Raw genomic sequence first — 22834 nt, forward strand, 5'->3', positions numbered from 1 at the left:
GTGCCTGGAACTGGAGGAAAATCGTGCGTACCGGAGTGATGATCGGCCCGGAGAAGGGCGATGCCGCGCGCAAGCTCGATCGGATGCTGGCCGATATCGAATGGGCGGAGGCGGCCGGTCTGGACACCGCGTGGATTCCGCAGATACCCACCGATTTCGACGCGCTGATCACCATCGCGCTGATGGGTCTGAAGACCACGCGCATCGAATTGGGCACGGCCGTGGTGCCTTTGCAGGCGCAACATCCGATCGCCCTTGCCCGGCAGGCACTTTCGGCCCAGGCCGCAGCGAGCGGTCGCCTCGCACTCGGGGTCGGCCCGTCGCATCACTGGATCGTGCGGGACATGCTGGGCCTGCCCTACGACAAGCCCGCCGCCTACACCCGCGACTATCTCGACGTGCTGAATCCCGCACTGCGCGGGCCGGGTTCGGTGGATGTGCAGAACGAGACGTTCGCCGTGCACAATCCGCTGGATCTGGGGCCGGTGGCCCCGATCCCGGTGCTGGTGGCCGCGCTGGGGCCGGTGATGTTGCGCATCGCGGGGGAGCGGGCGGACGGCACCGTGCTGTGGATGGCCGACGAGCGCGCGATCGCCGACCACATCGCGCCGAAGATCACCAAGGCCGCCGCCGAGGCGGGCCGTCCGGCTCCGCGCATCGTGGCGGGACTGCCGGTGTGCCTGTGCCGTCCGGACGAGGTGGATCAGGCCAAGGAACGGGCCAACCGCATCCTCGCCGAGGCGGAGGTCTCGCCGAATTATCAACGGCTGCTGGATCAGGGCGACGCCCGCAATGTCGGCGATATGTGCATCGCGGGTGACGAGGCGGCGATCGAGGCCGGGCTGCGCCGGTACGCCGAGGCGGGGGCGACGGATGTGTCGGTGCGGTTGCTGCCGATCGGGGACACGCTCGACGAGCTGCGCGCATCCAAGCGCCGCACCCGCGAGATGATCGCCGAGGTCGCGCAGAGGTTGCGTTAGTCCTTGCCCAGCAAGGGAATTCGGATCGGAACGTCGGCCGGATCGCGCGTCGGCGGGGTTCGTGGAGAACGGGTGATGCAGATGCGAGCGGATGGACGAGTGTCGCCGGAACCGGGCACGACCGGTGACGGCCCGCTGGCCGGGGTCCGGATCCTGGAGGTCGGCACCATGCTGGCCGGGCCCTACGCGACCATGATGCTGGCCGATCTGGGTGCGGAGGTGACCAAGCTGGAACCGGCCGCGGGGGAGATCTCCCGGCAGGTCAGCGACACCTATTTCGCCAGCCTCAATCGCGGCAAGCGGAGCCTGTGCATCGATCTGACCTCGCCGGGCGGGCAGCAGCGTCTGGGGGAGCTGGTCGCGGAATCGCATGCGCTGCTGGTGAATCTGAAGCCCTCGGCGATCCGGCGGCTCGGGCTGACCTACGACGCGCTGCGCCGGTGGAACGACCGGATCGTCTGTGTGGCCGTGACCGGATTCGGTCTGGACGGCGGTGATGATCCGGCCTTCGACTACGTCGTCCAGGCGTCGACCGGAATCGCGGCGATGACCGGTGATCCGGACGGTCCGCCCACGTTGCCCGGATACTCCTCCGCGGACAACTCCACCGGTCTGACCGCCGCGCTGGGCCTGCTCGCGCAGATCGTGTCCGGCCGGGGCGGACAGGTCGACGTATCGCTCTACGACGTGATGCTCTCCCAGCTCAACTACCACGCCGCCGCCTATCTGGGCACCGGCGCCGAACCTCGCCGCCGCCCGTTCGGTGCGCATTCGTATTACGTTCCGGCGCAACTCTTCCCGACCGCGGACGGCTTTCTGGCGCTGTTCATCACGCACGACGGATTCTGGAAGACCTTCGCCGCCGAGGCCGGGGTCACCGGTTTCGAAACCATGGCCGAGCGTGCCTCCCGGCGCGAGGAGGTCCTCTCCGCGGTCACCACCGCCTTGGCCGCGGATACGGCCGTTGGTTGGCAGAACCGGCTGCGCCCCTTGGGAATTCCCGCTGCGGCGGTGCGCACTCTCCCCGAAGCGCTGGCCGCGACCCCGGAGGCGATCGTCACCGCTGGCGACTTCCGGCTGATCCGCAACCCGATCAAGATCGCCGGATATGCGCCCGAGTACGGCCCGCCCCCGGTGCTGGGCGAAGCCGGTCGGTGAAAATTCGCCTCGTGCAGCAGGACTCCGGGTACCGGATGAATCTGAGCCGACGGCCCGGTTCTGTTCTGCTGCGGCATGATTCGACGAATACAGCGCGGCGTGATGCGGACGATGAAGCTATCCGGCGGCGCGACGGGTGAGACTCCCGGTACGCGCGAGGCCCCGCGGGCGGATCGGCTGGGATCCGCTTCGCGGGGCCGGGCTGGAGGGTGTGCGCGGATCTCACTCGTAGTCGACGGTGATGGAATCGGTGTCGGGGACCGCCTGGCAGGTCAGGACGTAGCCCTCGTCGAGTTCGTCATCGGTGAGCGCGTTGTTCTGGCGCAGCGTCGCGTGTCCCTTGATGACCTTGGCCATGCAGGTGGCGCAGTTGCCCGCCTCGCAGGAGAACGGGGGAGTGAGTCCGGCTCGGCGCGCGCTCTCGAGCAGGGTCTCGCCGTCGTTGCGGGGAACGGTCTTCTTCTTGCGGTTCAGGATGATGGTGACGGTGCCCTCGCCCGAGGGGGAAGGTTCGGCGGGAGCGGCCGAGGCCGGGGTCGTCACGGTATCGGGGGTCTCGGCGCCGGGCAGGACCGGCGCCGGAGCGCCGAACCGCTCGCTGAAGATCAGCCCGGGTCCGGGCAGGGCCTTCTCGATCATCTCCATGAACGGTTCGGGCCCGCAGATGTAACTGTCGGATTCGCCGTCGGACCCGACGAACTCGGCGATCGCCTCGGGGGTGAGGAATCCGCTGTCGGAGTCCAGATGCCGGATGACACCGAGTCGTCCGGGATACTGCGCGGCCAGGTCGGCCAGCGCGGTCTCGAAGATCACCGACTCGCGATCGCGGTCCGCGCACAGCAGCCGTACCCGCCGGTCGGTGGTGGCCAGGGCGCTCTTGGTGAGCGACAGGACCGGGGTGATGCCGCTGCCGCCGGTGAATCCGAGCAGCGGGGCCGTTGTCTCACGCAGGCAGAATCGGCCCGCGGCCTGGGACATCTCCAGTTCGTCGCCCTCGACGACGTTGTCGTGCAGCCAGTTCGAGACCGCGCCGCCGGGCACCCGCTTGACCGTGGTCATCAGCTCGCCGTCGGTTTCGGGAGCGCTGGACATCGAGTACGAGCGGAACAGGGCCCGGCCGTCCACATTCACCCGGAACGTGCAGAACTGTCCCGCTCGGTACGTGATCGGCCCATCGTGCGGGGCCAGCACGAAGGTGCGTGCGTCCGCGCTCTCCTTGCTGATCCTGGTGACGGTCGCGCGCTGGAACATCGGTGGTCTCGCCATGAACTACCCTCCTCTGGTATTAAGATTCTAGTATAGAGAGAATTAGATTCTCATCAATGAGATTGGAAGGTCGCGATGGTGTCGTGCACCACTCGGGTGACGCCGTGAGCGCGCCGGGCGATACCGCGCCGCTGCGCGCCGATCCGGTCGCGCTGGTCTTCGAGGGACGCGAGTACACCCGGCAGGAGCTGGACCGTCTCGCCGCGGGCCTGGCGGCCGAACTGGCCGAACGCGGTGTGCGGCCCGGTGACCGCGTCGCGCTGATGTCCTCCAACCGGCCGGAATTCGTGATGGCGGTCCTCGGACTGTGGCGGCTGGGCGCGACGGTGGTGCTGATCAGCCCGGCCTGGAAGCGGACCGAGATCGACCATGCACTGGCATTGACCGAACCCGTTCTCGGCGTCGGCGATTCGCCGTTGCTCGCGCAGGCGCTGCCGATGCGGCATCTGGACGAGCCGATCACCCCGCGCCCGCATCCGGTCACCCGGCCCGATCCACAGTCCGATGCGGTACTCGTCTTCAGTTCCGGCACAACGGGTCTGCCCAAGGCGGTGCGGCATACGCACGCCTCGATGGACGCGGCCGTACAGCACTGGATCAGCGTGCTCGAGCTGAATTCCTATGACCGCCTGCAGATCCTCACCCCGCCCTCGCACATCCTGGGCCTGCTGAACATCGTCACCGTCCTGCGGACCGGCGCCTGGATGCGGCTGCACCGGCGCTTCGACCTCGAACGCATGCTGAGCTGCATCGCCGAGGACCGGATCACCGTCGAAATGGCCGTGGCCCCCATCGCTCTGGCACTGGCCGCCCACCCCGGACTCGAGTCCTACGATCTGTCCTCGCTGCGCTACATCATGTGGGGTGCGACCCCGCTCGCCCCCGGCGTCGCCGAAACCGTCACCGCCCGAGCGGGTGTGCCGTGGCTGCCGGCGTACGGGGCCAGTGAGCTGCCGGTGATCGCGTGCAGCCCGATCGGCGGCGCGCGTCTGGACAGCGTCGGCAAGGCCGCGCCGGGAGTGCAGCTGCGCGCGATCTCGCTGGAGACCCGAGAACCGTTGGGGCCGGGGGAGATCGGTGAACTACAGGCACGCTCGCCCTCGCTGATGGCCGGATATCTGCCCGACGAGGCGACCGCCGACGCATTCGACGACGGCTGGTACCGCACCGGCGACGTCGGCAGTATCGACGCCGACGGCTGGATCCGGCTCACCGACCGGTCCAAGGAGATGATCAAGGTGCGCGGCTTCCAGGTCGCACCGGCCGAGATCGAGGCCGTACTGCACGCGCACCCGGCAGTGGCCGACTGCGCGGTGTTCGGCGTGGCCGACCCGGGCGACGGCGAGGCGATCGTCGCCGCGGTCACCCGCGCCGCCGAGGTCACCGCCGACGAACTGGCCGCGCTGGTCGCGGACCGCCTGGCCGGGTACAAGCGGCTGCGCCGCGTGGTCTTCGTATCCGAGATCCCCCGCCTGCCGTCGGGCAAGGTGTTGCGCCGAATTCTCAAGGAGCAGTATGGACGTCAGATACACGAGTGAACAGCGGCAGCTGCGTGACGCCGCCGCGAAACTGGCCGACGATCTGGGACCGGGCTCGGTGCTGGGGCTGGACGACCAGGCCCGGGTGCGCAGGCTGGAGTCGACGGTCGCGCAGACCGGTTGGCGGGCGTTGCGCTCGGACGGGGCCACCGGCGTCGAGGTCGCGATCGTCGCCGAGGAGTTCGCGCGCGGGCTGGTGGACGTGCCGTTCCTCGGCCCGGTCCTGGCCGATGACCTGCGTGGACAGTCCGGCGAGGCCGATACGCGCTGGACCGTGGCCGTCGGGGACCGGGCCATCGATGCCCGCGATGCGGATCGGGTGCTGATCGTGGACGGGCTCCGGCTGCTGGCCGCCGGTATCGGCGAGGATTCCCCCGGTGCGGACCTGACCGGACACGACGCACTGATCAGCGGCGCCCCCGAACCGCTGGGCGAACTCAGCGCCGACCAGCTCGGCCACTGGCAGGCGCTGGCGCTCACCGCGACCAGCGCGGACCTGGTCGGATGTGCCCGTGGCGCACAGGCTCTCGCGGTCGACTACGCGAAAGTGCGTGAGCAGTACGGCAATACGATCGGCTCCTATCAGGCCGTCGCGCATCTGCTCGCGGAGAGTCAGGCGCTGATCGAGGGGTCGATCAGTGTGCTGCGGCATGCGGCGTGGGCGGTGGACGAACTCACCCCCGACGAGGCCATCCGGGCCGGGCAGATCGCCAAGCTGTACTGCGCGCGGTCCGCGTTGACGGTGTGCGAGACGGCCATCCAGGTGCACGGCGGCATCGGCAACACCTGGGAATGCCTGGCGCACGTCTATCTGCGGCGCGCGATGAACTCGACAGAACTGTTCCCTGTGCGTCTGGAGGAGATCGACTGTGGACTTTCGTGATTCACCCGAAGAGGCCGAATTCCGGTCGCGTCTGCGCGACTGGCTGGCCGAGACCGCCGGACGCTTCCCGACCTCGGGCGATGAGTACTGGGCGCGGCAGGGCGAATGGCATCAGGCCCTGTACGCGGCGGGATTCTTCGGTGTGACCTGGCCGCGGGAGTTCGGCGGGCAGGAGCTGCCGCCGGTCTTCGACGTCATCCTGGACGAGGAACTGGCGATCGCCGGAGCGCCGCCGCGCCCGAGCCTGGGCTATCTGGTGCAGGGGCTGGGGCGGCACGGCAGCAAGGAATTGCAGCAGCGCTTCCTGCCCGGGATGATCAACGGCACCGAACGCTGGTGCCAGGGCTTCAGCGAACCGGGTGCGGGCTCTGATCTGGCCTCGCTGACCACCACCGCCACCCGCGAGGGCGACCACTACGTCATCCACGGTCACAAGATCTGGACCAGCTACTCCGATGTCGCGGACTGGTGTCTGCTGCTGGCCCGCACCGATGCGGATGTGCCTCGGCACAAGGGGATTTCGGCGTTCATACTGTCGATGCACCAGCCGGGCGTGGAACAGCGGCCGCTGAAGATGATCAGCGGCGTCACCCGCGAATTCGGGCAGGTCCGCTTCGACGGCGCGACGGTCCCCGCCGACCAGATCGTCGGCGAACCCGGTGACGGCTGGAAGCTCGCCATGACGGTGGTCGGGCATGAACGCGAACCCTCCACCCTCGGATTCGCCGCGCGATACGGAAAGCTGGTGCGCCAGTTGGCTTCCCGCGTGGACGGCCCACCGCCGGCCGAACTCGCCTGGGCCGCGGTGCAGACCGAGATGCTGCGGCTGCACGTACGCCGCAGGCTCTCCGAACAGCTCGACGGGGTGACCCACGGTCCGGACGGATCGCTGGACAAACTGCTCATGACCTGGGTCGATCAGTCGGTCGGACATGCCGCGCTGAGTGTGGGCGGCAGCCGCGATCCCGAGCTGCTCGGCTCGTACATGTACAGCCGGGCGCAGAGCGTCATGGGTGGCACCTCGCAGATTCAGAAGAACATCATCGCCGCACGCATCCTGGGATTGGGAGTTTGACATGTACGACATGCCCGCCGAAATCGACGTCCGCGCCGAGGGACCGGTCCGGATCGTCACCCTCAACCGTCCCGATGCGCTCAACGCGGTCAACGATTCGCTGCATTCGGGCCTGGCCCGGCTCTGGCCACGCCTGAGCGCGGATCCCACCGCGCGAGTCGCCGTGCTGACCGGCGCCGGGCGCGCGTTCTCCGCGGGCGGGGACTTCGGCTATCTCGACGAGCTGAGCAACGACCGCGAGTTGCGCGCGAAGTCCATCGCCGACGGCCGCGACATCGTGCTGGGGTTGGCACGCTGCCGGATCCCGGTGATCGCCGCGGTGAACGGGCCCGCCGTCGGATTGGGTTGCAGCCTGGTCGCGCTGAGCGATCTGGTCTACATCGCCGAGACCGCGTACCTGGCCGATCCGCACGTGCAGGTCGGTCTGGTCGCCGCCGACGGTGGCCCGCTGACCTGGCCGCTGCACACGAGCATGCTGCTGGCCAAGGAGTACGCCATCACCGGCGCGCGCATCCCCGCCGAGCGGGCCCGCGAGATGGGACTGGCCAACCACGTCGTCGCCGATCCGGTCGCCGAGGCCCTGGCCTGCGCGCAGCGCATTCTCGAACTGCCCCAGCAGGCGGTGGAGAGCACCAAACGCCTGTTCAACATGCAGCTCGAGCACACGGTGCTGCAAACCCTCGATTTCGCCCTCACCGCAGAGGATCTGACGTTCCAGAGTGAGGATTTCCGAGCCAATATCGCCAGGCTCACCGCTGCCAAACGCTGAGTCGAGCCGCTCGGCCGGCGTGGTCGGTCAGTCCATACCGCGCTTGCCGGGCGTCCAGAACGGCTTGGTGACCACCGCCCGACGAGGCCAATGCCGTTCGCGGACAAGATATCCGGCGATCATCTGAATGGTGCGGGCCTCCCCGGCGAGATAGGCGACACCGGGTTCGGCCGGGAGGTCGATCGCGCGGACCGCGTCGAGCAGCGTCTGCGACCGGGCGGCCGAGGCGGTGCCGCGCAGCGGGCGGGTCAGGGCCACGGCGCGGTGCAGGGGGAGCCGGTCGGTCTCGGTGGCGGTTTCGATCGCGCCGTAGACCGGGACGTGGCCGGGGACCGCGCGCAACATCGGGCCGAAGGCGGCCGAGGCGGTCTCCTCCCCGGCGAACAGGTGGTACGGCGCGTCCGGACGAAGGGTGAACGAGCCCTCGGGGCTGCGGAAGCGAACGGCGAGACCGGGTTTCGCCTCGCGGCCCCAGGTGGCTCCGGGGCCCTCGCCGTGATCCATGACGCAGATGTGGATCTCGGCGGCGTCCGGATCGTAGTGCCAGACCGAATAGGTGCGCAGATCGCCGATCCGGCCCATGACGCCCTCGGCGTCCGGATCGCCGGTGGCGATCCGGATCTGTTGTCCAGGAGACCAATTCAGGCTGCGCAGGGCCGATCCGCCGATGCGGATGCGGCGCATGCGCGCGGCGATCTGTTCGGTCTCGAGGACCTGGCCCTCCAGAAAGAAGCGGTCCATCAGGCGGTTCCGCAGGCCGCGGGGCGAGCCGGTCGGCGGGGTCGCCTCGGCGATGGTCGTGTGCGCGGGAGTGTCGTTGTGCGCCATGGGAATACCTTCGTATCGGGAGATGCGATCACTCGGTGCGGCGGCCGCGACGCCGCTGCTGATGATGAGCCCGGTGTGCGTGTTTGATCTCGGTCTTCAGCTGCCGGAGCTCGCCGGTGGCCTCGGTCAGGACCGCCCGGACCCGGTCGACGACCTCCGGGTCGCCGTGTGAGTGCACGATCACCGAGACCGCGGTCTTGAACAGACGCAGTGCGGGGCCGACGATCTCGGCGGCGTCGGGATCGCGGAACATGCCCCACTCACCGCGTTCGGTGGCGCGGTCCCAGATCTGTTCCACGGTCTCGCCATGCGCGTCCACCTCGGTTCGGCCCGCAGCGGTGATGTGGAAAACCTTTCTGCCGCTGTCGATCTCGAGCGTGGCCAGACCCTCGTCCTCCAACTGCTGGAGGGTGGGGTAGACCGCGCCCGCGCTCGGGCGGTACGCGCCGCGACAGCGATCCTCCAGCCGGGACATCAGTTCGTAGCCGTGGCCGGGCTGCTCGGAGATGAGCGCGAGCAATGCCAGCCGCAGCTCACCGGGCCCGAAGAACCGCCCCGGCCCCGGGCCGATGCCGCCTGGAATAGGAGGTCGTCGTGGACTCACGCTCTCAAGCTATATCGTAAGATATAGCGAAAGCAAGACCTTCGATTCGCCCGGCCGCTGTTCACAGGCGCGAGAATGGTGTGTACATTTATTGAGAATGTAGTTTTCAAGCAGGTTCGAGCCCGTTGTACCGCAAAGGGTTCCGACGAAGAGGAGCCGTGATGCAGATTCGGTCGGGTCAGGTCGCCGTCATCACCGGCGGCGCCAGCGGTATCGGCTACGGCCTGGCCGAGGCGCTCGCCGCCCGCGAGGTCCGCCTGATCCTGTCGGACATCCGGCAGGACGGCCTGACCGACGCCGCGGACGCACTGCGCGACGCCGGAGCCGAGGTCACCGCTGTGGTCGCCGACGTGAGTGACGAGTCCTCGGTCCAGGCGCTCGCCCAGGCCACCATGACCGCCTACGGTCGTGTGGATCTGGTCTGCAACAACGCCGGAGTCGTCTGCCCCGCGGCCCCGATGTGGGAGCAGGACGCGCGCACCTGGCAGCGCATGATCGGCATCAAGATGCTCGGAGTCATCCACGGCGTCAAGGCTTTCGCGCCGCTGCTGATCGCCCGGGGCGCGGGACACATCCTCAATACGGCCTCTTCCGGCGGCCTGACCCCGCTTCCGGATCGCACCCCCTACACCGGCACGATGCACGCGGTGGTCGGCCTCACCGAAACCCTGGATCTGGAACTGAAACAGGCCTCACCGAATCTGGGCGCGACCGTCCTGTGCCCCGGGCTGGTGGACACCCCGCTCGGCCGGAACTCGGCCACCCTCGGTGCGATCACGCCCCCGCCCGCCGACGCCCCCGCTCCCTCGATGCGCACGCTTGCCGCGGCCCGCGGTGGAATCCTCTCTCCCCGAGAGGTAGCCGAGGCGGCGCTCACAGCAGTGGAACAGGGTCGCGTCCACGCCGCACCCGGCGCGGGTGTCGCCGACCGGGCTCAGGCCCGGGTGGACACGCTGCTCGCGGATCTGGCAGCCGGCAGCCACTAGCTTCCGGGGCGACCGTCTGTAGTGTGGGACGTTGCGCCGCAATCGAATCGGCGCTCAGGCCAGTGTCGTGATGATGTGCGGTAGGTCCAGTGTGGTGCGGATGCCGGGTTCGGCCGCGCACACCGCGGGGACGGCGTTCACCGCGCGATTGGCGGTGTAGGCGGGGGAGATCTCGGCCATGCGGTCCAGGGGGACCGGGAAGTGGAGCGTGACCTCCAGCGGGGCGTCGCCGTCGACCGAGATGTGCCAGCCGGTGTCGTGCAGGTCCCAGACGGGGTCGATGTCCTTGCCGCAGTACCAGGTGGCGCGGAAGCTCAGCAGCGGTTTGCCGCCGACCAGTCCGGTGATCGTGGTGCGTTGTGCTGCAACGGTTCCCCGCTCGATCGTGCCCGCGGCGATGTCGAACGTCTCGCGCGCGGTGGCGACCTCGCCGTGTGCGGTGAGCGAATCCACCGGCAGGTTCAGCGCGTCACCCAGCAGGCGCAGCGACGGGCCGAAGCTCGCGGCGAGGTATTCGGCTCGGGCGGGATCGAATTCCGTCGGCGGGCGGCCGAAGCCCATGATGTCGAACAGCATGGCCGCCGAATCCCGCTGGGACAGATCGGCGTACTCGTCGATCGCCAGCCGGTCCAGGCGTCGCTGAATCGAGGACAGCACGAGCGGCACGGCCTCGCTGATGAATCCGGGACTGCTCCCGGTGCTGTGCACCGAGGACCGCCCCAAACCGCAGGCGTGTTGCACCTGATGGCGCAGTGCGGGATCCATACTCGCGGGATGGTGGAAGGCGCCGCAGGTGGTCACCACATTCGCGCCGGCGGTGAGCAGCCGGACCACGGTGTCACCGTCGAAGATCAGCGGCATGTAGAGCACGCAGTCCGCGTCCAGATCGATGATCCGCTCGATGTCGTCGGTCGCTAGAACCCCGGTCGGCGGCAGCCCGCACAGTTCGCCCGCATCCCGCCCGGCCTTGTCGGGCGAGTGCGCCAGCAGGCCGACGAGTTCCAGATCGGGATGTTCGATCACGCCGCGCAGCGCACGGGTGCCGATCGTGCCGGTCGCCCACTGCACCACCCGGTAGCGAGGCTTGGCCGGGTCGCGCTGAGAGTTGTTGTTCAGCAACGTATTCGCTTCCATACTTCACTTCACCGCCGACTCGGCGTCCGGTTGCGGGAAGCGCACCATGGCCTCCTGCGCGTAGGAGGCGACCAGTTGCCCGTCCTCGGTGAGTACATCGCCGCGGCCGAAACACCGGCCGCCGGACATGATCGGACTGTCCTGGCGCAGCAGCAGCCATTCGTCGGTGCGGAACGCCCGATGGAACCACAGGCTGTGCGAGGTGACCGCGGAACGGAAGGCGGTTCCGTTGCCGCTCTGGCGAATTCCCTCCAGGGGACGCAGGGCCGTGCCGATCAGATTCAGGTCGGTGGCGTAGGCCAGGATCGCCGGGGCGAGATCCGGGGACACCTGCGGCGTGCGCATCCAGAACTCGAATTCCGGTGGCCCGGAAGCGGAGTCGTCCAGATCGGCGGCCGCGCGGGTCTCCCACGGCAGCAGGCCCCACTCCACCTTGTGCTCGTCGCCCAGCAGTGCGGCGGGCGCGGGCACGCTCTGCCGCTCCGGGCCCTCCTCGGGCGCGTGCAGCGAGAGCGAGGCGGTGGCCGCGACCCCGGAGTCCTGCTCGGCGACGATGCTCACCGTGGCGAACGAGCGGCCCTCGTGATGGCGGCGCACCCGGTACCGGATCGGCTCGTCGGTGCGGCCCTCCCGGGCGAACAGGGCGTGCACCGATTTGACCGACTTGTGTGGACAGCTCAGCGCGGCCGCGCGGACGAACTGGCCCAGTAGCTGCCCACCGAACACGCGGTAGTACTCCAGCTGCTGGTTGGCGCCCTCGAAGACGGTCTCGTCGTCGAGGGACGACCGGGTCGACAGTTCGAGGCAGGCGAGAAGATCACTCCACAGGTCGGGCATACACCCGAGTGTAAGTGAAACTCTCGAAGATTGAGAATAAGATTCTCATTTACGTGCGAAGCCGTGCGCGCAGAAGCTCCAGACCTCGCTCGCGCTGATCGGGTGCGTGGTCTCCTCGTCGGTGCCGCCGTTGGACTGCGCGGTGAACATGACCGTCTGCATCACCATGGCCGCCACGCGGCGCGGATTGGCGTCGCTGCGCAGTTGCTTGGCCTCCTGCGCCTGCTCCATCAGTTCGGTGAACAGTGCCAGCACCGGCGCGTGCGCCACCTTGACCTGAGCGGGATGCGAGACCAGCAACTGTGGCGCGAAGTCGGTGAACAACGGGCGCTGGGCATTCGGATCGGGACGGCACAGCTCGTACAGCAGCTCGACGGTGACCTGCAACTGCTCCAGCGGATCGCTCTTGGCGTCCGCGGCGGCGCGCAGCTGATCGGCCGTGCGGTTCAACGCATCCTCGAACAGTGCCAGCAGCAGCTCGTGTTTACCGTCGAACTGCAGATAGAAACTGCGCAGCGACTGCCGGGACCGGTCCACGACCTCCTGGACCGTGAAGTCGGTGGTGCCCTTTTCGGTGATGATCGCCTGGGCGGCATCCAGGAACCGCTGTACGCGCTGCTCGGCGCGCAACTTGGCGGTGCGCAGCGAACGCTCGACCGCGCGCTGCTTCCAGGCGGGCTCTTCGCTGGGGCTACTCACAGTGTCACCTCGTCGGCGTCGGACGCCCACGGCTGTGTCGTCGGTGTGCTCGCGCGCTTGGTCACGGGCTCACTGCTCCTCGGTTATGTGAAGAGAACATGACTGCACTGTACCGGAGAACGTGTTTCCATCGGGTTGCTGGGTGGCGTGTTTGTCGACATAGTGGAGACTATTACTTCCACTGAGCGAGAATGTTATTCTCGCTAGAGAACGATGGCGAGCAGGGCCGTCGATCGAGCGTGGGCTCGCATCGGCGCCCCTGTCCGCGAGGAATCTGTCGGCAAGGAGGCTGTCCGCGATGCTTTTGGAGTTCGACTCCGACCAGCGGCTGTGGCACGACACGGTGCGCGAGGTGCTGGCCAAACAGTGCCCCCCGGCGCTGATTCGGGAGATCGCCGACAAGGGGGCCGATAGTGATGCGTTGTGGCGCAACTACATCGGCCACGGGTGGACCGAGCTGACCGATCCGGCGGCGATGGTCGAGCTGGGTATCGTGCTCGAGGAGCTGGGATACGCCACCGATCCGACCCCGTATCTGGCCACCATGACCCAATTCGTGCCGCTGGCAGCGGATTTCGCGCAGCCGGAAGTCTCCGGCACAGCGATCTACGACGGGATCACCGCCTTCCGCGACGCCGGGGGATGGGTGCTCACCGGGACCGCGCGGCACGTGCTGGACGGTGATCGCGCCGAGCGGTTCGCTGTGGTGACCGAGGCCGGGGTGTTCGTGGTGCCCGCGGCCGAGGCCAGTACCCGTCGCAGCATGGTGTTCGATCCGGTACTGCACGTCGGTGAGGTGAGTCTGGCCGGTGTGCGGGTGCGGGAGGAGAACTATCTGCGTTCGGACACCGAGCGCGCCCGTCACGTGGCGTTGACCGGGATGGCCCTGACCATGGTCGGCGCGTGCCGCCGCGTCCTGGATCTGGTGCTCGACCATGTGCGCACCCGCGAACAGTTCGGGGTGCCGATCGGTTCGTTCCAGGCCGTCAAGCACAAGGCCGCCGATATGCACATCGCGATCGAAAGGGCCCGTGCCCTGGCCTATTTCGCGGCGCTGACCATCCGTGAGGACGATCCGCGCCGGCGGCTTGCCGCGGCCATGGCCAAGGCCGCGGCGGGGGAGTGCCAGGCGCTGGTGTTCCGCCACGGCATGCAGCTGTTCGGAGCGATGAGTTTCACCTGGGAGAACGACCTGCAGTTCGCGCTCAAACGGGCCAAGTCCGGCGAGCTGCTGCTCGGCGGCGCCGCCGAGCACCGCGCACTGATCGCCGAGGAGTACCGTGCAACTGAGTTTTGACCCCGAGGTCGAGGAATTCCGGGCCGAATTCGCCGCCTTCCTCGCCGAGAATCTGCCCGACGAGGTCGCCGCGGCGGCGGATCGGCCGATCTCCAGCGCCGAGGTTCCGCCCTGGGCGCGCGAGTGGCAGCGGCTGCTGTTCGACAACGGCTGGCTGCTGCCCGGCAACCCGCCCGAGTTCGGCGGCCGCAACGCCGGAATCCTGCAGCAGTACGTCCACCTGCAGGAACTCTCGTACCGCCGCATCTATCCCAGCTTCAACCCGCAGGGCCTGGGCATCATCGCCGCCTCGCTGCTGTCCTTCGGCACCGAGGAGCAGAAAATCCGTTGGGCGCGAAGGATTCTGCGCGCGGAGATCACCGCGGCGCTGGGCATGAGCGAACCCGGTGCGGGCTCGGATCTGGCCGGACTGCGTACCCGTGCGGTGCGCGACGGCGAGGAATTCGTGGTCAACGGGCAGAAGGTGTGGACCTCGGGTGCGCACGACGCCGACGTGCTGCTGACCTTCGTGCGCACCGACCCGGATGCGCCGAAGCACAAGGGCATCAGCGTCCTGCTGATCCCCACCGATTCGCCCGGTCTGACCCGGCGGCCGTTCGCCTCCATCTGCGGTCCGCACGATCTGGACTTCAACGAGGTCTTCTTCGAGAACGTCCGGGTGCCCGCGGAGAATCTGGTCGGTCCGCTGAACGGCGGATGGGGTGTGGCCAACGGCTCACTCGGGCACGAACGCACACTGTTGTGGCTGAGTTTCGCCGATCGGCTGCAGGAACTGCTCGAGGACTTCCGGCCGAAGACGGCGCTGGACCGGGACCGTTACGCGACGCTCGCGATGGACAATCAGGCGCTGCGGCTGCTGGGTTCGGCGGCGCTGGCCCGGGAGGCGCGCGGTGAACAGGACGTGGCCTCGCTGTCGGTACTCAAACTGCTGGGTTCGGAGGCGGTGCAGAGCGCGGCCGACTCGGCGTTGTACGCCAAGGGGATCGACGGCCTCGACCATCCAGCGATGACCGCGCCGTTCAATCCGCTCAACAACGATAATATGGTCAGCAGCTGGTTCGAACGGTATGTGCGCAGTTTTGCCGGGACCATCGCCGGTGGCACCTCGGAAATTCAGCGCAATATTGTGGCCGAGCGTGTACTCGGCCTCCCCCGATAGGTGAGGAGCCCGAATTGTTGATCCGCTACGACGTCGCCGACAAGGTCGCGACCATAACGCTGAATCGCCCCGAGGTCGCCAATGCGCAGAACCCGGAGCTGCTCGACGAACTCGATCAGGCATGGACGCGCGCGGCGGCCGACGAGGACGTGACGGTGATCGTATTGCGGGGTGAGGGTAAGCATTTCTCCTCCGGGCACGATCTGCGCGGCGGCGGACCCTGGCCGGACAAGATCACCCTCGACATGATCTACACGACCGAGGCGCGACGGTATCTGGAATATTCACTCCGTTGGCGCAATGTCCCGAAGCCGTCGATCGCGGCGGTGCAGGGGCGGTGCATCTCCGGCGGGCTGCTGCTGTGCTGGCCGTGCGATCTGATCGTGGCCGCCGAGGACGCGCTGTTCTCCGACCCGGTGGTGCTGATGGGTATCGGCGGAGTCGAATATCACGGCCACACTTGGGAATTGGGGCCGCGCAAGGCCAAGGAGATCCTGTTCACCGGACGTCCGGTCACCGCGCGGGAGGCCGAGCAGGTGGGCATGGTGAACAAGGTGGTGCCGCGCGAGGAGCTGGACTCCGAGACCGCCGCGCTGGCCCGGCACATCGCCACGATGCCGCCGTTCGGACTGCGACAGGCCAAGCGCGCGGTCAATCAGACCCTCGACATCCAGGGTTTCTACGCCGCGATCCAATCGGTATTCGATATCCACCAGACCGGTCACGGCAATGCGCTGAGCCATACCGGCATGCCGATTCTGGCGCATCTTGCCGAGATGAAGGAGAAGTTGAAATAACCGGAATTATTTTCGGCGGAATCGGGAGATCCGTACACGTCGGACCGGTATTTGGCTAATATGGCAGCTGTCGGCATTCTACTCGAATTCACCGGCAGCGCTTCGCCATACGTGACACGGCAGCGAAGCAGTCGAATACACGAATCTCGGGTCGGCGATGCGCCGGATCGGTGCTCGCGGCTCGTATCGACCGCACAGATCGATTCCGCCGAAGCACCCGCGGTGGAATATTCACCCACCCCGAAATAACTTCCGGAAAGAAATACACCCATGCGCGATACCCTTTTCCGCCGGACCGCGATGTGCGCCGCTCTGGTGACCGTCGGCGCCTCCGTCCTCGCGGGCTGCGGCTCGTCGAACAGCACGACGAGCAGCTCGACCACGGCCGCGGCGGCCAGTTCCGCGGCGGCGACCACGTCGAGCGCCGGAACCAAGGCCGACGCCGCGACCACCCAGGCGATCACCGAGGTGTTCACCAAATTCTTCGACGCCAAGACCTCCGCCGCCGACAAGGCCACTCTGGTGGAGAAGGGTGATGCGTTCGCGCCGGTGTTGCAGGCTCAGGCGAGCAACCCGCAGGCGCAGGGCACCTCGGCCACCGTCTCCGCGGTGACCCTGGACGATCCCACCCACGCCACGGTGACGTACTCGATCGTCATGGGCGGAAATCCCGTGCTGCCCAACCAGGCCGGCAAGGCGGTGCAGGATGCCGGCAAGTGGAAGGTCGCCGCGGCCACCTTCTGTCAGCTGATGACGATGCAGGGCGGCAAGTCGGCAGCTTGTGGCTGAGTTGTAGGCACAGACGGTGAAGGGCCGGTGCGATTCGCACCGGCCCTTTCCGATGTTCTACAGCTGTGCCAACCGGGGCGCGGAGCCTTCCGCGCGGATGTGCGCCCCGGCCTCGCGGGTCAATTCCCTTGTGCTGCCGAGCAAGCCGTCCAGCACCAGCACCCGACGGATGTGGCCCTGCAACTCGTGTTCGGCGGTGAACCCGATCCCGCCGAGCGTCTGCTGACAATGTTTCGCGGCCAGCAGAGCCGCCCGCCCCGCGGCTGCCTTGGCCAGTAGTGCGCCGAACTCGTCGTCGGCGGTGCTCAGCGTCGCCTCGGCGCCGTCGAGTGCGACCAGCGTCTCCGCCAGGCGATGCCGGATCGCCTGGAACGAGGCCACTGGACGTCCGAACTGCTTGCGGTCCAAGGCATGTCGTCGCGCCAACGCCAGCATGGTCCGGCCGCTGCCGATCAACCACCAGGCCAGGGCCCGCCGGCCCGCGCCGAGCGGGAGATCCGCACCCTGTGTCGCCGGATGCAGCGGCAGATCCTCGTCGACGGTGCCGCCGGGGCGATCCGAACGTTCCCAGATCACCCACGACCCGCCCGCGAACGGCAGGGATACCGTGCCGCCCAACGGGTTTCCGGCAGCCTGCGCGAGCACGTCGTTGAGCACCGGCGCATGCGCACCGGTCTCGCCGAGCAGCCGGAACACCAGAGGTATTGCGACATCGGGCATCTCGGCAAGCATCTCCGCCCATCCCAACTCACCCAGCGCGCGATCGAGCGCGGCCCCCGAGCCCGAGCCCATCGCCTTACGCAAGCTCTCGGCGATCAGCTCGATCTCGGCGGAATCGGTATCGGTCATCGGAGGTTCCTTCCTCATTCCTTGCCGAGATCCAGCAGTCGCCGGGCGACGATGTTGCGCTGGATCTCGGCGGTGCCGCCGTAGATGGTGGCGGCGCGGGAGTACAGGAATTCGGTGCGCCACGGGGAATCCTGGAGTTCGACCGCGCCGGGGAGCAGATCGCGGGCGGTGTCCAGGAGTTGCTGTTCGGCGGTGGCCAGCAGGATCTTGTCCACGGAGGTCTCCGGGCCCAGCGATGCGCCGGATGCCAAGCGCTGCTGGGTTTCCCGGGATCGGCAGCGCACGGTGTGCAGGGCCAGGTAGGCCGAGCCGAGTTCGGCGTCGTCGGGAATCGTGGTCTGGTCGATCACCCGGTCCAAGCGGGTGAACAGGTAGGCGATGCGGTGCCAGAAGCAGGTCGAGCGTTCGTGCGGGAGCAGATCCATCGCCACTCGCCAGCCGTCGCCCGGACGTCCCAGCATGCGATCGGCGGGAATGCGGACGTCGTCGAAGTACACCTCGGCGAATTCGTCCACGCCGTGCATGGTGCGCAGCGGGCGCACGGTGATGCCGGGGGTGTCCATGTCCACGAAGAAGGCGGTGATCCCGTCGTGACCCGGCGCGGTGCGGGTGAGCAGGACGCAGCGCGCCGCGTACTGTGCCAGGCTGGTCCACACCTTCTGCCCGTTGACCACCCAATCATCGCCGTCCGGAACGGCTTTCGTGCTCAGCGAGGCCAGATCGCTGCCCGAGCCGGGTTCGGAGAACCCCTGACACCACTGCTCGCGCCCGGACAGCAGCCGCGGCACCATCTCCGCGGCCAGTTCGGGGCGCGCGTAGGAGATCATCGTCGGCGCGAGCACCTCGATCATCGAATAGTTCCCGGGTTCGGCCAGGTCGCGCGTGGCGACCTCCTCACCGAGAATCGCCCGGAGCACGGCCGGTCCACCGAGACCGCCGACCTCGGCAGGCCAGCCGTACCGCATCCACCCCGCGTCGTACAGCGCACGACGCACCCGGCACAGCTGCTCGAGCTCGGCATCGAGCGAGTGATCGGGGCCGGGCGTCAGGTCGTTCTCATCGAGCCAGGCACGCACTGCGGCGCGAAACTCGTTGATATCCATAGTGTTCAGACTCTCTCGAGAGCTACCGGGAGCTCGGATGGCACGGTTCCCAACCGGCGGACTCCCGTGCGCCCTCGAAGGCGTGCGGGCCGCCGGAGCACAGTCGAGCACGTTGCGGGCGGCCGAGGCGTCGTTGACCCGGCCGCCCGCACCGGCGTCATTGCCGGGTGCTCTCGAAGGCGTGCGGGATGCCCGAATCGTGGTTCCCGTTGCGCCGGATGAACGTCATCCGCCGGGTACGCAGCCGCCAGCCGTCCTCGGTCCGCACGAGCGTGTCGCTGTAGTAGCCGATCCGCATGTCGTGCGTGCTGTGATCGATGAAGCACAGCGGCTGGGTGCCGGTGGCGGTGTCCCCGTCGATATCGAGAACCGGTGTGCCCGTGAGGAACAGGCCCTTGGGCGCGGCGGCCACCAGTTCCGGGAACAGGTCCAGGGTGTAGGTGTCGCCGAAGGCGCTGTAGGTGCCGTCGGGGGTGAACACCGAGACCACGCCGTCGATATCGCCCTGGGTGATGGTCACCGCGTACTTGGCCAGCAACTGCTGGATGTCGAGGAGATCTTCGTATCGTGAACTGCTACCGCTGGACAAAGACCTTGCCGCCTTTCATCACGAACCGCACGTCCTGGGTGACGGTGATGTCCTGGATCGGATCGCCGGGCACGGCGATGATGTCGGCCAGCAGTCCCTCGGCCAGCCGTCCGCGGTCCTCGGCATCGATGAGGTCCGCGCCGTTGACGGTCGCCGCGCGCAACACGTCGAGGGGATCGAGCCCACGCGAGACCAGCGCGACGAGTTCGTCCGCGTTCTTGCCGTGCGGAATGGCCGGCGCGTCGGTGCCGACCGCGATCCGCACACCCGCCTTGTAGGCGGCCAGGACCGAACTGTGCGCCTTCGGAAACATCTCGGCCGCTTTGGCTTTGAGCGCTGGGTCGGCGTGCGAGATGTCCATGGCGTCGGTGAGCCGGGTGGTGGGCACCAGCCAGGTGTTGTGCTCGACCATCATGTCGATGGTCTCGTCGTCGATGAGGAATCCGTGTTCGATGCAGTCGATTCCGCAGTCGACCGCGTGCCGGACCGCTTCGGCGCCGTGCGTGTGCGCGGCGACCTTGAGTCCGCGCCGATGCGCCTCGTCCACGATGGCGCGCAGCTCGTCGTCCGAATAATGCTGTGCGCCAGGGGATCCGGTGAGCGACATGACGCCGCCGGAGACGCAGATCTTGATCAGCTGCGCGCCGTACTTGATCTGGTACCGCACCGCCTTGCGCACCTCGTCCACGCCGTTGGCGATGCCCTCCTCGAGGGTCAGCTTCAGCACGTCGGGGGCGAAGGCGGAGAACATGGTCGGATCCAGATGCCCGCCCAGCGGGGTGATGGCATGTCCGGCGGGCACGATGCGGGGCCCGTCGATCCAGCCGCGGTCGATCGCCTTGCCCAGCGCGACGTCGAGCAGATATCCGCCGGTCTTGACGAACAGGCCCAGGTTCCGGACGGTGGTGAAACCCGCACGCAGCGTGCGGCGGGCATTGCCCACCGCACGCAGCATCCGCAGTGCGGGATCGTCGGTCACACTCGAGGACAGGCCGGTCTCCCCGCGACCACCCATGAGCAGATTGACCTCCATGTCCATCAGCCCGGGCAGCAGCACGACATCACCGAGGTCCAGGACCTCGCCGCGCGCCGGACCCCCCAGCCCGACGATGCGATCGCCTTCGACGTGCACGATGCCGGGCCGGATGATCTCGCCGGTGTCGATGTCCAGCAGACCGGCCGCTTGGAGTGTGAGCATGAGTTACACCACCGGCTCGGAGATCACATCGAGGTAGGCCGCACCGGAGTCCGGCACCCGGGGCTGCTTCCAGACCTCCACGGGGAAGGACACCATCACCAGCGACTGCAGCAGGTGGAACAGGTGGCGCTGCTCGTCGGGCAGGTCGTTCCAGTCGAATTTCTCGATGTGATCCAGTGCCTCCTGCAAGTGCGGGAAGACGGTCTCGTAGAGATCCTGCATCTGCTCCATCGAGGAGGCCAGGCGCTTGGTGTAGCGCTCGGGCTCGGTGGCCAGAATCCAGTCCGAGAACCGTTGCAGGTCGGCGAATTCGGCGGGCAGGGTCTTGGTCTCAGCTTGCTCGGCCATTGCGGTACTCCTTCACGATGTTCTGGACGGTGATGTGCAGGTGGCGCAGCAGCACCTCCTGGTCATTGAGCGGGAATTCGGTGATCGCACCGGTCTCGAGCATGGTCTGGGTCGCCTCGAGGGTGTTGGCGTCCTGCAGCGCGTACTCCTTGAAGGTGACCCCGGCCAGTTCCTGGCGCAGCCGCTCGCGGGCGTTCTTGGGCGGTACGAAGTACAGGTTCGCCTCGAAGATGTGCTTGTTCACCGCGGTCGGCCAGTAGTGGTAGGTCAGGTACCAGCCCGGCGCCCAGATCAGGATGCCGAAGTTCGGGAAGACCTCGAATTCGTCGACGCCCCAGGCCTTGTGGCCCGCGGGGTTGATGCCGGTCGGCAGCGGATCCAGACCCTCGATGTCGGGGCGGTCCCAGGGGCCGAACAGGCCGCTGCGCAGTTCGCGCTCGATCGGCTTGACCATGCCCGGGTCCTTCGGCGGGGCCATGCCGCCCCATGAGGAGACCATCGAATGCGGTGTCCAGCACTCGTAGTGCAGCGCCTCGAAACCGACCTCGAGCAGCTTGTCGGCCTCGTCCTTGACCGCCTGCTTCATGTGCAGCACCGGTGCGTGGTAGAACTCGGCGAACGCGTCGATGAACAGCTTCCAGTTGGCGCCGATCTCGGCACGGTAGCTGTAGACCTCGGTCATCTCGTGGAAGGGGTAGCCCTCCAAACCTTTCGCCCACGCGCCGAGGTAATCCTCGAGAGGCTGGGCAGCGTCGTCGAGGTTGATGAAGATGAACCCCTCCCACACCTCGCAGCGCACCGACTTGAGCCCGAACTTGCTCTTGTCGATGTCGAAGAATTCCTTCTCCTGCTGGACGAAGGTGGCCTCGCCCTCGAGGCTGTACCGCCAGGCGTGGTACTTGCAGGTGAACTGGCGGCAGACCCCGGCGGTCTCCTCGCCCGGGTAGTCCTCCCAGACCAGCTTGTTACCGCGGTGGCGGCAGATGTTGTAGTACGCGCGGATCTGCTTGTCGTGATCCTTCGCGATGACGAAAGAGGCGTTCACACAGGCGAGTTCGCGGGTGAAGTAACTGCCCACCTTCGGCAGCCGCTCGACGCGGCCGACGTTGAGCCAGCTCTTCTTGAAGATCGCCTCCTGCTCGTCGGCGTAGAAGGCGGGATCGGTGGAGTCGGTGAAGTCGACCACCTCGGTACCCAGCTCGGGGTAATTCTCCGTCCAGCTGCCGGCAGCCGGTTTTGTGAAGTGTGGCAAGGGATTACCTCTCAGTGATCGGTCTTGACGCCGAAAGTGTTGAGTGCCATGGACATCGCGATATAGCCGCCGATGGTGAAGACCAGGTCCATGCGCTGTTTCTCGTCGAGACGCTCGGCCAGGGCGGACCAGGTCTCGTCGGACAGTTCGGATTTCGCGTCGAGTTCGTCGACGCAGGACAGGATGAGGCGATCGAAGTCGTCGGTCCCCTCTCCGCGGGTGACGGCGTCGATCTCCGCGGCGGTCAGTCCTGCCTCCTGAGCGAACTCGAGGTGGTGCACCCACTCGTACTCGCAGCGGCGATTGTGGGCCACACGCAGGATCACCAGTTCGCGGGCGCGGGGCGGCAGGGTGGACCGGAAGAGCAGATGGACGCTGAAGCCGAGGAATGCCTCGGTCAGGTCCGGGTGCCAGGCCAGCGGTGCCATGGCGGGACCCGCGGATTCGGGATTGCGCATCGCGCGGGGCAGCAGGGCGCGGAACGCGTCGCGGGTGCGGTCGTCCCACTGGTCCGCCGGTAGCGGCGGCAGGCGCATGCCGACCTCCTCTCGTGAGAATCTGATTCTCTAAAACTGAAGACTAGATTTCCATGAACCCGTGCGATAGTCAACGCCAGGGCTGCGGCCTGGGAAAATTGCGGCCGCCGAGAGTGGGTCGCGACCAGCTGCGCTGCTGGCCCGGCCCTGCCTCCCGTCG

Annotated in this window: 24 protein-coding genes; 11 read left to right on the top strand and 13 right to left on the bottom strand. The window is 67.6% G+C overall.

Annotated features, from left to right (window positions below; genetic code table 11):
• Window positions 1–23: 23 nt before the first annotated feature.
• Both K7711_RS25210 and K7711_RS25215 read left to right on the top strand, forming a co-directional pair.
• Window positions 24–980: an LLM class F420-dependent oxidoreductase gene (locus tag K7711_RS25210; protein ID WP_222971920.1), complete on the top strand. Its 957-nt coding sequence runs from the start codon at window positions 24–26 to the stop codon at window positions 978–980.
• 99 nt (window positions 981–1079) lie between these two features.
• On the top strand, window positions 1080–2138 hold the full coding sequence (locus K7711_RS25215) for a CaiB/BaiF CoA transferase family protein (protein WP_308014935.1): 1059 nt from the start codon (window positions 1080–1082) through the stop codon (window positions 2136–2138).
• A gap of 222 nt (window positions 2139–2360) precedes the next feature.
• Here K7711_RS25215 and K7711_RS25220 read toward each other — a convergent pair whose 3' ends face one another.
• Window positions 2361–3404, bottom strand: a complete 1044-nt coding sequence (locus tag K7711_RS25220) for a ferredoxin--NADP reductase (protein WP_222971921.1) — start codon at window positions 3402–3404, stop codon at window positions 2361–2363.
• Window positions 3405–3460: 56 nt separating this feature from the next.
• Here K7711_RS25220 and K7711_RS25225 point away from each other — a divergent pair, with 56 nt between their 5' ends.
• From K7711_RS25225 to K7711_RS25240, 4 genes are read left to right on the top strand one after another with little or no spacing between them, the layout of a single operon-like run.
• Window positions 3461–4942, top strand: coding sequence for a class I adenylate-forming enzyme family protein (locus K7711_RS25225; protein ID WP_222971922.1), 1482 nt, complete (start codon window positions 3461–3463; stop codon window positions 4940–4942).
• Complete coding sequence (locus K7711_RS25230; protein WP_222971923.1) at window positions 4920–5825, top strand: acyl-CoA dehydrogenase family protein; 906 nt, start codon at window positions 4920–4922, stop codon at window positions 5823–5825. The genes K7711_RS25225 and K7711_RS25230 overlap by 23 nt, the downstream gene beginning before the upstream one ends.
• Window positions 5812–6900, top strand: a complete 1089-nt coding sequence (locus tag K7711_RS25235) for an acyl-CoA dehydrogenase family protein (protein WP_222971924.1) — start codon at window positions 5812–5814, stop codon at window positions 6898–6900. The genes K7711_RS25230 and K7711_RS25235 overlap by 14 nt, the downstream gene beginning before the upstream one ends.
• Before the next feature lies 1 nt (window position 6901).
• A complete protein-coding gene (locus K7711_RS25240) occupies window positions 6902–7669 on the top strand; it encodes an enoyl-CoA hydratase/isomerase family protein (RefSeq protein ID WP_222971925.1) in 768 nt (255 codons plus the stop codon).
• Window positions 7670–7696: 27 nt separating this feature from the next.
• Here K7711_RS25240 and K7711_RS25245 read toward each other — a convergent pair whose 3' ends face one another.
• On the bottom strand, window positions 7697–8497 hold the full coding sequence (locus K7711_RS25245; protein ID WP_222971926.1) for a siderophore-interacting protein: 801 nt from the start codon (window positions 8495–8497) through the stop codon (window positions 7697–7699).
• 28 nt (window positions 8498–8525) lie between these two features.
• Complete coding sequence (locus tag K7711_RS25250; protein WP_222971927.1) at window positions 8526–9101, bottom strand: PadR family transcriptional regulator; 576 nt, start codon at window positions 9099–9101, stop codon at window positions 8526–8528.
• A 161-nt stretch (window positions 9102–9262) separates the two neighbouring features.
• On the opposite strand from K7711_RS25250, the gene K7711_RS25255 reads away from it, so the two are divergent.
• The gene (locus tag K7711_RS25255; protein WP_222971928.1) at window positions 9263–10087 is read left to right on the top strand and encodes an SDR family NAD(P)-dependent oxidoreductase; all 825 of its coding nucleotides are present in this window, start codon (window positions 9263–9265) and stop codon (window positions 10085–10087) included.
• A 54-nt stretch (window positions 10088–10141) separates the two neighbouring features.
• Here K7711_RS25255 and K7711_RS25260 read toward each other — a convergent pair whose 3' ends face one another.
• Genes K7711_RS25260 through K7711_RS25270 form a run of 3 tightly spaced genes read right to left on the bottom strand, consistent with a single transcriptional unit; the run spans window position 10142 to window position 12757 of the window.
• Complete coding sequence (locus K7711_RS25260) at window positions 10142–11221, bottom strand: NAD(P)H-dependent amine dehydrogenase family protein (protein ID WP_222971929.1); 1080 nt, start codon at window positions 11219–11221, stop codon at window positions 10142–10144.
• 3 nt (window positions 11222–11224) lie between these two features.
• Window positions 11225–12058 carry an acyl-CoA thioesterase gene (locus K7711_RS25265; RefSeq protein ID WP_222971930.1) on the bottom strand — a complete coding sequence of 278 codons (834 nt, stop codon included), beginning with the start codon at window positions 12056–12058 and terminating at the stop codon, window positions 11225–11227.
• Window positions 12059–12103: 45 nt separating this feature from the next.
• Window positions 12104–12757 carry a TetR/AcrR family transcriptional regulator gene (locus K7711_RS25270; RefSeq protein WP_040825697.1) on the bottom strand — a complete coding sequence of 218 codons (654 nt, stop codon included), beginning with the start codon at window positions 12755–12757 and terminating at the stop codon, window positions 12104–12106.
• Between the two features lie 298 nt (window positions 12758–13055).
• Here K7711_RS25270 and K7711_RS25275 point away from each other — a divergent pair, with 298 nt between their 5' ends.
• From K7711_RS25275 to K7711_RS25290, 4 genes are all read left to right on the top strand, one after another.
• Window positions 13056–14054: an acyl-CoA dehydrogenase family protein gene (locus tag K7711_RS25275; protein WP_222971931.1), complete on the top strand. Its 999-nt coding sequence runs from the start codon at window positions 13056–13058 to the stop codon at window positions 14052–14054.
• A complete protein-coding gene (locus K7711_RS25280) occupies window positions 14038–15213 on the top strand; it encodes an acyl-CoA dehydrogenase family protein (RefSeq protein ID WP_222971932.1) in 1176 nt (391 codons plus the stop codon). Before K7711_RS25275 ends, K7711_RS25280 begins: the two co-directional genes overlap by 17 nt.
• A 14-nt stretch (window positions 15214–15227) precedes the next feature.
• Complete coding sequence (locus K7711_RS25285) at window positions 15228–16010, top strand: enoyl-CoA hydratase (RefSeq protein ID WP_222971933.1); 783 nt, start codon at window positions 15228–15230, stop codon at window positions 16008–16010.
• A 270-nt stretch (window positions 16011–16280) separates the two neighbouring features.
• The gene (locus K7711_RS25290) at window positions 16281–16799 is read left to right on the top strand and encodes an MTB12 C-terminal domain-containing protein (protein ID WP_222971934.1); all 519 of its coding nucleotides are present in this window, start codon (window positions 16281–16283) and stop codon (window positions 16797–16799) included.
• Window positions 16800–16856: 57 nt separating this feature from the next.
• Here K7711_RS25290 and K7711_RS25295 read toward each other — a convergent pair whose 3' ends face one another.
• From K7711_RS25295 to K7711_RS25325, 7 genes are all read right to left on the bottom strand, one after another.
• The gene (locus K7711_RS25295; RefSeq protein WP_372460186.1) at window positions 16857–17648 is read right to left on the bottom strand and encodes an acyl-CoA dehydrogenase family protein; all 792 of its coding nucleotides are present in this window, start codon (window positions 17646–17648) and stop codon (window positions 16857–16859) included.
• A gap of 14 nt (window positions 17649–17662) precedes the next feature.
• A complete protein-coding gene (locus K7711_RS25300) occupies window positions 17663–18751 on the bottom strand; it encodes an acyl-CoA dehydrogenase family protein (protein WP_222971936.1) in 1089 nt (362 codons plus the stop codon).
• Window positions 18752–18908: 157 nt separating this feature from the next.
• Window positions 18909–19340, bottom strand: a complete 432-nt coding sequence (locus K7711_RS25305) for a nuclear transport factor 2 family protein (protein ID WP_222971937.1) — start codon at window positions 19338–19340, stop codon at window positions 18909–18911.
• Window positions 19327–20538, bottom strand: coding sequence for a metal-dependent hydrolase family protein (locus K7711_RS25310; RefSeq protein WP_040825682.1), 1212 nt, complete (start codon window positions 20536–20538; stop codon window positions 19327–19329). Before K7711_RS25310 ends, K7711_RS25305 begins: the two co-directional genes overlap by 14 nt.
• Before the next feature lie 3 nt (window positions 20539–20541).
• Complete coding sequence (locus tag K7711_RS25315) at window positions 20542–20886, bottom strand: hypothetical protein (protein WP_222971938.1); 345 nt, start codon at window positions 20884–20886, stop codon at window positions 20542–20544.
• Window positions 20870–22138 (bottom strand): aromatic ring-hydroxylating oxygenase subunit alpha, encoded by a 1269-nt coding sequence (locus K7711_RS25320; protein WP_222971939.1) that lies wholly within the window; start codon window positions 22136–22138, stop codon window positions 20870–20872. Before K7711_RS25320 ends, K7711_RS25315 begins: the two co-directional genes overlap by 17 nt.
• A gap of 11 nt (window positions 22139–22149) precedes the next feature.
• Window positions 22150–22674 (bottom strand): carboxymuconolactone decarboxylase family protein, encoded by a 525-nt coding sequence (locus tag K7711_RS25325; protein WP_222971940.1) that lies wholly within the window; start codon window positions 22672–22674, stop codon window positions 22150–22152.
• Between the last annotated feature and the right edge of the window lie 160 nt (window positions 22675–22834).

This window comes from Nocardia coffeae (genome assembly GCF_019890715.1).
Taxonomy (GTDB): Bacteria; Actinomycetota; Actinomycetes; order Mycobacteriales; family Mycobacteriaceae; genus Nocardia; species Nocardia jiangxiensis.